The organism is Marinobacter sp. RI1 (assembly GCF_041155085.1).
GTDB classification, from domain to species: domain Bacteria; phylum Pseudomonadota; class Gammaproteobacteria; order Pseudomonadales; family Oleiphilaceae; genus Marinobacter; species Marinobacter nauticus.
This window is the reverse complement of record NZ_AP031605.1, coordinates 1,418,185-1,431,704: the sequence shown is the minus strand read 5'-3', so window position 1 is coordinate 1,431,704 and position 13,520 is coordinate 1,418,185. Positions and strand designations below refer to the sequence as shown.

At 58.1% G+C, this 13,520-nt stretch carries 9 protein-coding genes; 3 read left to right on the top strand and 6 right to left on the bottom strand.

The window, feature by feature from the left end; translation table 11 throughout:
* Window positions 1-30: 30 nt before the first annotated feature.
* The 5 genes from narI to ACAM27_RS06340 all read right to left on the bottom strand — a co-directional run bounded on the left by narI (window position 31) and on the right by ACAM27_RS06340 (window position 8,189).
* Entirely contained in the window at window positions 31-711 is a 681-nt protein-coding gene (gene narI / locus ACAM27_RS06360; protein WP_014422452.1) for a respiratory nitrate reductase subunit gamma, read from the bottom strand.
* A 19-nt stretch (window positions 712-730) separates the two neighbouring features.
* Entirely contained in the window at window positions 731-1,471 is a 741-nt protein-coding gene (gene narJ, locus ACAM27_RS06355; RefSeq protein ID WP_183576818.1) for a nitrate reductase molybdenum cofactor assembly chaperone, read from the bottom strand.
* Between the two features lie 10 nt (window positions 1,472-1,481).
* Window positions 1,482-3,059 carry a nitrate reductase subunit beta gene (gene narH / locus ACAM27_RS06350; RefSeq protein ID WP_023008579.1) on the bottom strand — a complete coding sequence of 526 codons (1,578 nt, stop codon included), beginning with the start codon at window positions 3,057-3,059 and terminating at the stop codon, window positions 1,482-1,484.
* Entirely contained in the window at window positions 3,056-6,799 is a 3,744-nt protein-coding gene (locus ACAM27_RS06345) for a nitrate reductase subunit alpha (RefSeq protein ID WP_369612714.1), read from the bottom strand. Before ACAM27_RS06345 ends, narH begins: the two co-directional genes overlap by 4 nt.
* 130 nt (window positions 6,800-6,929) lie before the next feature.
* Window positions 6,930-8,189 carry a nitrate/nitrite transporter gene (locus tag ACAM27_RS06340; protein WP_369612713.1) on the bottom strand — a complete coding sequence of 420 codons (1,260 nt, stop codon included), beginning with the start codon at window positions 8,187-8,189 and terminating at the stop codon, window positions 6,930-6,932.
* 182 nt (window positions 8,190-8,371) lie between these two features.
* Between ACAM27_RS06340 and ACAM27_RS06335 the strand changes: the two genes are divergently transcribed.
* The 3 genes from ACAM27_RS06335 (at window position 8,372) to ACAM27_RS06325 (ending at window position 11,552) form a co-directional block, all read left to right on the top strand.
* Window positions 8,372-10,228 carry a histidine kinase gene (locus tag ACAM27_RS06335; protein ID WP_369612712.1) on the top strand — a complete coding sequence of 619 codons (1,857 nt, stop codon included), beginning with the start codon at window positions 8,372-8,374 and terminating at the stop codon, window positions 10,226-10,228.
* Between the two features lie 28 nt (window positions 10,229-10,256).
* Window positions 10,257-10,916 (top strand): two-component system response regulator NarL, encoded by a 660-nt coding sequence (gene narL / locus ACAM27_RS06330; protein WP_011786531.1) that lies wholly within the window; start codon window positions 10,257-10,259, stop codon window positions 10,914-10,916.
* A gap of 90 nt (window positions 10,917-11,006) precedes the next feature.
* A complete protein-coding gene (locus ACAM27_RS06325) occupies window positions 11,007-11,552 on the top strand; it encodes an SCP2 domain-containing protein (RefSeq protein WP_226538132.1) in 546 nt (181 codons plus the stop codon).
* Here ACAM27_RS06325 and ACAM27_RS06320 read toward each other — a convergent pair.
* Window positions 11,527-13,515, bottom strand: a complete 1,989-nt coding sequence (locus tag ACAM27_RS06320; RefSeq protein WP_369612711.1) for a putative bifunctional diguanylate cyclase/phosphodiesterase — start codon at window positions 13,513-13,515, stop codon at window positions 11,527-11,529. The genes ACAM27_RS06325 and ACAM27_RS06320 overlap by 26 nt on opposite strands.
* Window positions 13,516-13,520 lie beyond the last annotated feature (5 nt).

Genomic DNA, 13,520 nt, shown 5'->3' with positions numbered 1-13,520 from the left:
CTCCCGGAAAGAGAGGGTGGCTGTATCCGTTCAGGCGCGCTTGCGAACCACCTGGTACTTCCGCCCGAAATACTCCACTGGCACGCTAAGCATGTGCACCAGTCGGGTGAACGGGAAGAGTACGAAGATGGTCAGGCCCAGGAAGATGTGGGTCTTGTAGATCCAGTGCACGTCGGCAATGTAGGCGGCGATGCCAGATCCTTCCAGGGTGAACACGCCCTGGGCCCAGGCGGAGAACTTGAGCATGGTGCTGCCGTCGAGGTGGCCCATGGTGGGCAGGATGGTGAGCATACCGAGGACCAACTGAACCACCAGAATGATGATGATCATGTTGTCAGCGAAGGTGCTGCTGGCCTGAACCCGCGGGTCGGTCATACGACGCCAGGCGAGCATGCCGCCACCGATGATGGCCATGACGCCGGCGATACCGCCCACCAGGATCGCCATCACCTGTTTCTGGCCCGGAGTGATGATCCACTCGTAGGCCCAGTGCGGAGTAAGCAGGCCCACCAGGTGGCCGAAGAAGATCACCAGTACGCCGACGTGGAACAGCACGCTGGCCATCACCATGTTTTTCTTGCGCAGCATCTGGCTGGAATGGGCTTTCCAGGTGAACTGGCCATGGTCATAACGCGCCCAGGTACCGACAAACAGTACCAGCAGGGCGATGTAGGGATAGATTCCGAACAAGAGTGTGTTGATATAGGACATTGTCTTTTCCTCCTGCGCCTCAGGCGCGCCCTGCCGGACGGGGCGTTGCGTCCGTCATCAGCTGATCACTCAGGTGAATGGTCTGGGTCTGTTCCAGTTCGCGGCGGCGCTGTCCAACCACGCCACCGGTGCCACAGGAGCTGCCCTGGTCATCCACAAATTTCACCATTTCCTCTTCCCAGACCTTGTCCAGTGCTTCGGGGGTGTCGTCGCGCTCTTCCGAGGCAACGAGCTGCGCCAGTTCCTGGCGGTCGGCCTTGCGGCCGGACAGCACCAGCAGGGAATCCATCGCAACGTGGTAGAGGCTTTCACGCTGGTACAGGCGCTCTCCAAGCAACCCCAGAATGTGGTGAATATCCTCCAGCCAGTTCAGGATTTCCTCCCAGGGGCGGGTGGAGAGGTATTCCAGGAACAGCGGCAGGTAATCCGGCAGTTCTTTGGCATCAATTTCCAGGCCGTTGGCCCGGTATTGCTCCATCAGGTCGACCATGGCCTGGCCGCGGTCGCGGGATTCGCCATGCACGTGCTCGAACAGCAGCAGGGAGGTGGCCCTGCCCCGGTCGAAGGTGCCCACGTAGGCTTCCTGAAGATCCATCAGGTCACCATCGCAAAGGCGATCAATACAGGTCAGCAGTTGTTCCTTGTTTTGCCGCGGCAGCCGGCTGTCCTCCAGGACAGCGGCGACCAGGGCGTCTTTGGATTGCTGCAGTTCTTCGGTGGGGTACTCCAGTACCCGCGCCAGTACTTTCAAAAGTTGCATCGCGGCCTCCTCAGTCCTGCAGCTGCTTCGGGTCAACCTGCTTCACGGTCGCCAGCTTGCTGACCATGCTGGTGGTCTGCTTTTTGCCGCCGAACAGGCTGAAATCGCTGTCACCACCGTTGCAGCCATCACCGAAGCTGAAGCCACAACCGCCGCGCTCGCCGTAAGCGGTCGCATCCGGGAAGGCTTCCTTGGCCAGCTCACGATGACTGGTGGGAATCACAAAACGATCTTCGTAGTTGGCGATGGCCAGGTAGCGGTACATCTCATCGGCCTGGGCCTTGGTCAGACCACACGCTTCCAGGGCTCGCAGGTCTTCCTTGCCTTCCACGGTTTCGGCGCGCTTGTATAAACGCATGGCCATGATCCGCTTCAGGGCCAGTACGATGGGCTTCTCATCACCGGCGGTCAGCAGGTTCGCCAGGTACTTGACCGGGATCCGCAGGCTCTCGATCTTCGGCAGTACGCCGTCAAACTCAACCTTGCCGGCTTCCGCCGCAGACTGGATCGGGCTCAGGGGCGGCACATACCAGACCATGGGCAGGGTGCGGTATTCCGGGTGCAGCGGCAGGGCCAGCTTCCAGTCCACCGCCATCTTGTACACTGGGCTCTGCTGGGCAGCTTCGATCACATTCATCGGGATGCCGTCTTTCTTCGCCTGCTCGATCACTTTCGGGTCGAACGGGTCGAGGAAGATTTCCAACTGCTTCTCGTACAGCTCGTGCTCGCCCGGGGCGCTGGCCACTTCTTCAATGCGGTCGGCGTCGTAAAGCAGCACGCCCAGGTAGCGAATCCGGCCAACGCAGGTCTCGGAGCACACGGTGGGCATGCCGGCTTCGATACGCGGATAGCAGAAGATGCACTTCTCGGACTTGCCGGTTTTCCAGTTGAAGTAGATCTTCTTGTACGGGCAGCCAGAGACACACATCCGCCAGCCGCGGCACTTGTCCTGGTCGATCAGCACAATGCCGTCTTCTTCCCGCTTGTAGATGGCACCGCTCGGGCAGCTGGCAACACAGGCCGGGTTCAGGCAGTGCTCGCACAGACGCGGCAGGTACATCATGAAGGTGTTTTCGAACTGGCCGTAGATGTCGGCCTGCACCTGGTCAAAGTTCTTGTCCTTGCGGCGCTTGGCAAACTCCGTCCCGAGGATTTCCTCCCAGTTCGGGCCCCATTCGATTTTCTTCATGCGCTCGCCGGAGATCAGCGAGCGTGGCCGTGCGACCGGCTGGTGCTTGGTATCACCGGCGGTGTGCAGGTGCTGATAATCGAAGTCGAACGGCTCGTAGTAGTCGTCGATTTCCGGCAGGTCGGGGTTGGCGAAAATGTTCGCCAGTACCCGGAACTTGCCACCAATGCGGGGGCGGATCTTGCCAGAGCTGTCGCGCATCCAGCCGCCCTTCCACTTATCCTGGTTCTCCCACTCTTTCGGGTAGCCGATACCAGGCTTGGTTTCAACGTTGTTGAACCAGGCGTATTCCATGCCTTCACGGCTTGTCCATACGTTTTTGCAGGTGACGGAACAGGTGTGGCAACCAATGCACTTGTCCAGGTTCAGCACCATGCCGACTTGGGAACGGATTTTCATTTTACAGCCTCCTGAGCATAGTCATTGCCTTCACCGTCGAGCCAGTCCACGTTCTTCATCTTGCGGACCACCACGAACTCGTCCCGGTTGGAACCTACGGTGCCGTAGTAGTTGAAGCCGTAGGAATACTGGGCATAGCCACCAATCATGTGAGTCGGCTTCGGACACACCCGGGTAACCGAGTTGTGAATACCGCCACGGGTCCCGGTGATTTCGGAGCCGGGTATGTTCACAATCCGCTCCTGGGCGTGGTACATCATCACCATGCCGGGCATCACTCGCTGACTCACCACCGCACGGGCCGCAATGGCGCCGTTGGCGTTAAACAGTTCGATCCAGTCGTTGTCTTCCACGCCGATCTCTTTGGCGTCGTCTTCACTCAGCCAGACAATCGGGCCGCCACGGGACAGGGTCAGCATCAACAGGTTGTCACTGTAGGTGCTGTGGATACCCCACTTCTGGTGCGGGGTGATCCAGTTCAGCGCTTTCTCGGGGTTGCCGTTACTGCGCTGGTTGATCATGCTGCCCACGGCCTTGGTGTTGATGGGCGGACGGTACACCAGCAGGCTCTCGCCGAAGGCGCGCATCCACTCATGGTCCTGATAGAACTGCTGACGACCGGTCAGGGTGCGCCAGGGAATCAGCTCGTGCACGTTGGTATAGCCGGCGTTGTAGGACACGTGTTCGTCTTCCAGGCCAGACCAGGTGGGACTGGAAATGATCTTGCGCGGCTGCGCCACGATGTCCCGGAAGCGGATTTTTTCCTCTTCCTTGTTGGTAGCCAGATGAGTGTGATCCAGGCCGGTGAACTCGGACAGCGCCGCCCAGGCTTTGACCGCCACCTGACCGTTGGTTTCCGGCGCCAGGGTCAGGATGACCTCAGCGGCATCAATGGCACTCTCGATCTTCGGGCGACCTGCGTTGGCACCCTCAAGGTGGGTGTAGTTCAGGTCCTTCAGGAAGTTGACTTCCTTCTCGGTGTTCCAGTTGATGCCCTTGCCACCGTTACCCAGCTTGTCCATCAGCGGACCAAGGGAAGTAAAGCGGGCGTAGGTGTTCGGGTAATCCCGCTCCACCGTAATGAAGTTGGGCGCGGTCTTGCCCGGAATCAGGTCGCACTCGCCTTTTTTCCAGTCTTTCACATCGAACGGCTGGCCCAGCTCCGCCGGCGCGTCGTGCAGCAGCGGCAGGGTAACCACGTCTTTCTCGACACCCAGATGCCCCTCGGCAGCCTTGGAGAAGGACTTGGCAATGCCCTTGTAGATTTCCCAGTCACTGCGCGCTTCCCAGGCCGGATCGGTGGCAGCGGTCAGCGGGTGGATGAACGGGTGCATGTCGGAGGTGTTCAGGTCGTTCTTTTCATACCAGGTTGCGGTCGGCAGAACGATGTCGGAATACAGACAGGTGGTGGACATACGGAAGTCCAGGGTCACCAGCAGGTCGAGCTTGCCTTCCGGCGCCTGGTCGCGCCATTTCACTTCTTCCGGTTTGGCGCCACCCTCGACACCCAGATCCTTGCCCTGCAATCCGTTCTTGGTACCCAGCAGGTACTTGAGCATGTACTCGTGACCTTTACCTGAGGAGCCCAGCAGGTTGGAGCGCCAGATGAACAGGTTACGCGGGCAGTTTTCCGGCGCTTCCGGATCTTCACTGGCGAAGGCCAGAGATCCGTCCTTCATGGACTTGGCCACGTAGTCCGCCACCTCCATACCGGCCTTCTCGGCTTCCGCGGCAATGGTCAGCGGGTTTCGGTTCAGCTGCGGCGCAGACGGCAGCCAGCCCATGCGCTCGGCGCGTACGTTGTAGTCGATCAGACTGCCACCGAATTTGGACTTGTCTGCCAGCGGCGACAGGATTTCATCCACGCCCAGTTTCTCGTAGCGCCACTGACCGGAGTGAGCATAGAAGAAGGAGGTGGAGTTCATGTGGCGTGGCGGGCGCTGCCAGTCCAGACCAAAGGCCAGCGGCTGCCAGCCGGTCTGCGGGCGCAACTTCTCCTGACCCACATAGTGGGCCCAGCCACCGCCGCTCTGGCCGATACAGCCACACATAATCAGCATGTTGATCAGGCCGCGGTAGTTCATGTCCATGTGGTACCAGTGGTTCATACCGGCACCAACGATAACCATGGAGCGGCCCTTGGTCTTGTCAGCGTTGTCGGCGAACTCACGGGCGATGCGGATCACTTTCTCGGCCGGTACGCCGGTGATCTGCTCTTGCCAGGCCGGCGTGTACGGCTTCACTTCGTCATAGGAAGTGGCGCCATCGTCGTCACCCAGGCCGCGGCTGATGCCGTAGTTGGCGACCATCAGGTCGTACACAGTCACCACGCGACCTTCGGAACCATCGGCCAGCTGAACCTTGCGGGTACCCAGCTTGTGCTTGAGGATGTCCTTGAATTCCACGTGGTTGTAATGGTCGTGTTCGATACCACCGAAATACGGGAAGGCGACATCGACGACTTCGTCGTGCTTTTCAACCATCGACAGCTGAAGGTTTACATCGGCGCCTTTGGCGGTCTGCTTCAGGTTCCACTTGCCCTTCTCGCCCCAGCGATATCCGATGGAGCCGTTGGGCGCCGTCAGTTCACCGGAAGCCTCGTCGATGGCGATGGTCTTCCACTCGGGGTTGTTCTCTTCACCCAGGCCGTCGACCAGGTCACTGGCGCGCAGGAAGCGGCCCGGCACGAAACTACCGTCGTCTTTCTGTTCCAGCATGACCAGGTAGGGCATGTCGGTGTAGCGGCGAACGTAGTCAGTGAAGTACTCGCTGGGCTTGTCGACATGGAACTCTTTGAGGATCACATGGCCCATGGCCATGCCCAGAGCGGCGTCTGTACCCTGCTTCGGGTTCAGCCACTCGTCAGACAGCTTGGAAACTTCCGCATAGTCCGGGGTAATGGCAACGGTCTTGGTGCCCTTGTAGCGCACTTCAGTGAAGAAGTGGGCGTCCGGGGTACGGGTCTGGGGTACGTTGGAGCCCCAGGCAATGATGTAGCCGGAGTTGTACCAGTCGGCAGATTCCGGCACGTCGGTCTGCTCACCCCAGGTTTGCGGGGAGGCGGGCGGCAGGTCGCAATACCAGTCGTAGAAGCTCATGCAGACGCCACCGATCATGGACAGGTAACGGCTGCCCGCGGCGTATGAGACCATGGACATGGCAGGAATCGGAGAGAAACCGATGATACGGTCCGGGCCGAACTTCTTGGCGGTGTAGACGTTAGAGGCGGCAATCAGCTCGTTGACTTCGTCCCAGCTGGAACGGACAAAACCGCCCATACCACGGCGAGGCTTGTACTCGACGGTCTTGGCGGGATCTTCAACAATAGAGGCCCAGGCTTCCACCGGGTCATTGAACTGGATACGGGCAGCACGCCAGAGCTTCATCAGGCTCTTGCGCATCAGCGGGTATTTCAGCCGGTTGGCACTGTACATATACCAGGAGTAGCTGGCTCCACGAGGGCAACCACGGGGCTCGTGGTTGGGCAGATCCGGGCGGGTGCGGGGGTAATCGGTTTGCTGGGTTTCCCAGGTGACCAGCCCGTTCTTGACGTAGATTTTCCAGCTGCAGGAGCCGGTGCAGTTCACGCCATGGGTGGAGCGCACGATCTTGTCATGCTGCCAGCGCTGGCGGTAGCTGTTCTCCCAGTCGCGGTTCACTTCGTGGGTTTCACCGTGACCGTTGGAGAACGATTCGCGGTTCTTCCTGAAGTAATTCAACTTGTCGATCAAATGACTCATGGTCTCTCTCTCCATCAACCCGTTTGCCGGATCGTTGTTCCGAATGGAGACCATTGTGTGGGATCAAACCCCTGAAATCTGCGTGGTTACTACCACATAACCCGGGTGTACCACCCTGTGGGTAGGCGACCTATAACCCGGGTTGGAGAAGCATCTTTCGCTCCTCTCTGCGGGCATGTCGGGAGAAAAGCAGTAGGCTGACACTCAGCAACAGGAAGAGAATCATGAATACCGCTGTACGCACGCCCAGCCACAGGTTCAAGCCACCAAACGCAACTGGCAGGACAAATGCAACGGCACAGGCGCTGACCAGCAATACACCGGCAAACAGGGACGCTTCCTGTCGATTGGCCAGAATCACCATACGCTGAAGGGACCCCATAGCAGTGCCCATGGCCACCCCCAGAATCACGACCAACGCGCTTTCAAGCACAACTGGCAAAGCAAACTCCACAACCAGCTCCTCTTCCACGCCTGTAATGAACAAAGTCATGGGGGGATAGGACAACACCACGAGTGCCATCAGACAACCCGCCAGTGCCCGCGTCGCAACCCGGGCGGAACCAAAATGATCTGACAAGCCTCCACCGGCCACCTGAGCCACGGCACCGGGAATGACAAACCATTGCGCAAGGCGGGCCCCGGAATCCAGCGTAAGACCATACTGGCCTGAGAGGAAATCAGGAAGCCACAACGCCAGCGCAAAGAAACTGCCGGCAACCACACCGAAATACAAACACAGGGGTAGATTCCGACCCTGCCGGATCACCCCGAGAATTTCCCTGGCTGATCGTTCACGGCTTTCATCTTCCTCACCCGTGGCGTCGGTCAGCATAATCAATAGCGCGATCACCAGAAGCAGGGTAATGAGGTAGGCCAGAGGTACACCCTGCCAGGAGAACGCCTCATGGAACAGCGGCACCAGATAATAGTTGAAACCTGCTCCGGTTACCCCGGAGCCAAAAACGCCGAGTACGAGACCCAGCCGCCTGGGCTGGCAATGACTGACCACGAACTGCAGGCCGGCGCCGTAGAAGCCGCCAGCCAGCCCCAGCCCGGCGGCGGCAATAAGGTAGCCAATGTAGGTGTTCGTCAGCAGCAGTATCCCCATGCACACAGCAAGACCGCACAGACACAAAAGCATGACTTCACGGGCACCATATCGCTGCGCCGCAAGCCCGGCCGGAATCGCCAGGATAGCGCTGACCGCCATGGGCATGGCCAGCAGAACGCCAAACTGTAAACTACTCAGCCCCAGATCGGCTCGGAGATGCACACCGGCAACCGCAAACAGTGTCCAGCAACCGGCAGCCACCACAAAGCCAGTCAGCGCCAACGGCAACACTACTGCCAGAGATGCTAACCTCTCCTCATCCCGTTCCGATTGCATTACACGCTCCCTGAATCCCATTCTTTAGTCTCAACTTTTGCCTGAGCAAGGGTCAAAGGCTATGATGGGTTATAAACCATTGGGGTAATTGACTATCCTCAAGGAGGTATCACGACGGCGCGTTTTCCACGATAATTTTGCTGCCTGTCACTATCCACATCCCTTGAGCCTTGAAGCTATCCATGACCTCCAGAAGCCCGCTAGTAAATCGACTGGCAGTTGTTATCGGCGCCATCGTGCTGACGGCCATTGTCAGCATGGCCACCACTCTGGCTGTGTCCAACAGCATTGAGGGCAATGCCACTGCTATCAACCTTGCCGGTTCACTGCGTATGGGAGCATTCCAACTGGCGGCAAGATCGGCCTCTGAAGATCCCGTAGAAAACACTGACACCCTTGATCAACGCATTGAGGAGTACGAGGACAGGCTCAGGGATCCCGCCATCATCCGTTCCATTCCCCGCACCGATGATCATCCCCTCGTCGAACAATATAAAACCGTGGAATACGGCTGGGCCAATCAGCTCAGGCCGTCACTGGAGAGCCACCAGACTGGCGCCCCTCTATCCGCCGAAATGATCACGACAGTGGAGAGCTACACGGTAGAAGTGGATCGCTTGGTCTCCATGCTGGAACAACGCACCGAGGCCCGAATCGACCTGCTGCACCTTATCCAGATCATCAGCATGGTGTTCTCGGTATTGATTGTGCTCGCCCTGTTTCTGGACCTCAAAAACCGGATTCTCAGGCCCCTGCGAAAACTGGTGAGCATTGCCACCGCCGTGGGCGAACAGGATTTCAGCCACAAAGCCGATCTCAAAGGTTCCGATGAGCTGGCACAACTGGGCCAGGCCTTTGACCAGATGACCAGTGAACTGGCGCTGACCTACTACGAGCTTGAAAGCCGCGCCCGGCAAAAAACCGAAGAACTTGAAATCAGCCACGCGGCTCTGCAGGTAATGCACTCCGCCAGCCGGGGGCTATTCGCCAATCATGATCTGTGCAGTGGCGCCATTCCGATGCTGCAGGACCTGGAGCAGTTGCTGGGCATCGGTCCCATCCGCCTGTTCCTGCATGACAAGGAATCGGCAGAACCGGTGGAGGCCATTACCACCGCCACACCCAAACGCCCCTTCTATTGCCGGGATCACCATTGCAATGCCTGTCTGGTAACCCCGGAGGTCTATGATGAGATGCCGCTGGAAAACAATGACGGCCGGCGGCTGTTGCTGCCCATCCGCACTCCCGGGCAGTTGCTGGGCACCCTGGAGGTCTGGTATCCGGCTGAGAAAGGATTACCGGAGACCTCTCGCCGCCTGCTGGAAACCCTGACCGACCAGCTGGCAACTGCCATTTTCCTGGAAAAACAGATCACCGAAGAACAACAGCTGACGCTGGCGGAAGAGCGCACGGTGATTGCCCGGGAGCTACACGATTCCCTGGCACAATCGCTCTCGTATCTGAAAATGCAGGTGACCCGTATGCGCCGGCTGAACATTGATGGCGAGCAGAAGCCCATCCACGACGACATCCTGGATGAACTGAGTACCGGCCTGAACAGCGCCTACCGCCAGCTGAGGGAACTGCTGGCCACCTTCCGGCTGAAACTGGATACGCCGGATCTGGCGACTGCGCTGCGCAAAACCATCGACGAATTCTCAGAGCGCCTCGGTAAACCGGTAGCGTTTGAATACAACCTGCCGCCCCAGACGCTGTCGCCTAATGAGGAAATCCACACCCTGCAGATCATTCGTGAAGGGCTGGCCAATGCCGTCAAACACGCCGATGCCACTGACATAGCGGTCAAAGTAGTGTTCGATTCACCACAAGTGCGGGCCAGCATACAGGACAATGGCAAGGGATTACCGGGTGGCGACCAGCCCGTGAACCACTATGGCCTGATTATTATGCAGGACCGTGCCCGCACACTCGGCGGCAAGGTTAATGTGCGAAACAGGGATGAAGGCGGCGTGGAAGTCGCGCTAACATTCGTACCCAAGAGCCGCAACCTGATTCCAACGGAAACTACGCCGGCCTGAGCCGAGCGCAGGACAAAAGAGAGAAACAATGTCTGAGACACCCGCAAGCATTCTGTTGATCGACGACCACCCGCTGCTGCGCCAGGGCATCAAGCAGCTGATCGGCATGGAAGACGACATGGAAGTGATTGGCGAAGCCAGCAATGCCGCCGATGGCATCCGTCTGGCCACCGAGCTGGAGCCGGACCTGATCCTGATGGACCTGAACATGCCGGAAATGGACGGTATCGAAGCCCTGCGAAAGCTCAGGGAACAGAATGTCAGTTCCCGCATTGTGATGTTCACCGTCTCCGATCAGGAAGACGATGTAGTTGCGGCACTGCGCGCGGGGGCTGACGGTTACCTGCTCAAGGACATGGAGCCGGAGGACATGATTGCCCAGCTGCATCAGGCGGCCGTAGGCAAAATGGTGATCAGTGATCGCCTCACGACCCTGCTGGCCGAAGCCCTGCGTTCCAACAAACCGCAGCAGACCAGCCGCCCCGACTTCGACAGCCTGACGCCGAGGGAGAAAGACATTCTCCGGCTGATTGCCGAAGGCCTGTCCAACAAGATGATCGGGCGTAAACTCGACATCAGTGACGGCACTGTCAAGGTCCACGTCAAGCACCTCCTGAAAAAGCTGAACCTGCGTTCCCGGGTGGAAGTGGCCGTCTGGGCAGTCGAGGAAGGTCTGCACAAGGGCTGACTGTACATTCCCCTGAGTTATATCAAATCCGTTTATTGCGGTTTGAGGTAGGCTCTCCCTGTCTGTTTCATGATTTCAGGAGAGCCTGCCATGCTGCCTACCCTGCCCAGTTTCGGCAAATTGCCCACACCACCCGGGTTCGCGCAACTGCAACGCCTGAGCAGCCAACTCCAGCACAATCCCCTTGCGGGCCAGACCATAGCCGTCATCCAGGAGTATGCCCCTTCACCGGTGCCACTCCTGAACGGCATTGATCAGCGAATCCCCCTCCCCCTGAAACAACTGGCAGCGGAAGCACCCCTCAACCGGCTTTTCTCGGACGCCATTGCAGAAGGTGAATTCAACGATTTCGAGGGACGTCGAATCCGCCTCGAAATCAATGGCGGCCAGCCAGGCATTACCCTCGGTTATTGGGCCGGGCGCCTGCGGGTGCTGAACGGGCCTGGTGAAGCCACTATTCGGGGGTCCGTTGGTGCATTCCGTACATTGGCGGAGCGAAGGCAAGACCCCGATCAGTTGTTCTTCCAGCGCCGGCTGGTTATCGAGGGGGATACTGAACTGGGGCTGGCCCTGAAAAACCTGCTCGACAGCCTGGACTGGCATCTGCGGCTCAGGGATTTTCTGAAACCCTGGTAAGCGCCCATTCCCGGAACGTTCTCCAACGGTTAATCCAGGCAGGGATCAGGGTCGCTTCAATGGGCGGAGATATAGCAAATCCCTGAGCGCATTCGCACCCGAGGCTCAACAGAATCTCACCTTGCCTGACACTTTCCACGCCCTCTGCAACCACCTGCTTCCCGAAAACCCGCGACAGACCGATCACCCCCTGAAGAATCGACAGGTTTTCACCGTTATCCTCAATGCCGGATACAAACTCCCGATCGATTTTCAGAGTATCGACAGGAAGGCGCTTGAGATAAGACAACGATGAGTAACCCGTACCAAAGTCATCCAGGGAGAAGGTCACCCCAAGCTCACGGCAATCCGCAATGGTCTGTACGGCTTTATCCAAATCCCCAAGTGCAGCGGTTTCCAGGATTTCCAGATCTAGCCTGACAGGGTCAACCCCCGGAAACGCCGACAGGATTTTGTTCAGGTGCCCGGCAAAGTTATCAGACTGAAGATGGTTGGCGGCGATGTTAACACTGACATTGACCCTGACACCCTCTTGCTCCCAGCGTTGTATCTGCAGCAGAGAGTTTCTCAACACCCATTCACCAACCTGAATATTCAGCGTGTGATGCTCAATGGCGGGCAGGAAGTGGCTCGGAGGGAGCAGCCCTTCCCGGGGATGTTGCCACCGGATCAGCGCTTCAACGCCCAAAACCTCTCCAGTCCGGAGATTAACCTTGGGTTGGAAATAAAGCCGGAACTCATCCTCGTTGAGCCCCCTGCGGATGTCCTCCAGTAACAACTGACGGGCTCGATACTGGCTCCGCTCGCCGGCATCAAGATAAAGCCAGCCACTGCGCATCTCGTGTTTTGCCCGATACAGGGTATTATCCGCCTGCCTCAGCAAGCTGTCTGCGTCCTCAACCGCGCCATCCGGAAACAGGACAACACCAGCCGTAAACCCCGCGGAAACCTCAACACCGTCGAGTTCAAATGGCTGACTGGCCGTCAAACGCAGGGCTTCCAGCCGCGACTCGGCTTGGCTGGCATCCGGCAGCAACAATGCAAACTCATCACCACCTGTTCGCGCCAGGCAGGCATCCGCCGGGATCGCATCCAGCCACCGCCGGGACAGCAAGCCGAGCAATCGGTCTGCCGCATCTTCTCCGAGACAGTCGTTGAGATCCTTGAAATTATCAAGATCAATAGACACCAGGGCTGCCGAGTTCTCAGCTCTCACGTCATCGGCAAGGTATTCACGAATCCGGCGGACGATGCCGTTTCGGTTCCAGAGGCCGGTCAAGGCATCGGTATAAGCGAGCGTTTCCAGATGGTGCTGATATTCTCGGGCTTGTTCTTCCAGGGCCTGATTCAACCTTTCATGCTGTATTCGGGACAGCTCGTCTTCGGCCCTCAAGCGGGCCATTTTCTCCCGCATTAACTGAATCGTGCTTGATGAAAGCTTTCCGTAAATTTCCAGCAGCGCGTTGACCAGCACCGAGGCGGAACCGCTCAGCTCTGCATCGACCCGGTTTTTTGCCTCACTGACTTCCAGGCCTTGCTGAACCAACTCAACCGTCAGAGCCATTCGGCGATCTGATTCGAGGATATGGAAGGCTAACCAGCGTGTGAGGAAGTCAAACAGTCTGGTTAACACCTCTTCCTGAGGTTCGCGGCTGTTGCGCAGCTCCTCAACCTGCGCAAAAAACATCTGGTGTGACTCGCAGTGGCTTTTCGCCATCGCTGCTTCACTGAGGGTTTTGTTCCAGATCGCTTCCTCGTATTCAAAATGAAACGCGGCGTAGGAAAGCAACTCATCAAGAATCTGATCGGGCGTTAACTCGGAGGTGTCCGATGCAAAGTGCCACGCCAGTCGATTCAGGATATTGACCAGCACCTTGTGCTGTTGATCAATATCATCAATGCCGGTCTCGAAATTCCGGTTCCAGGGGAAGATTTCGAAGGCATTCGGCACATTATTGGTCACAGAAG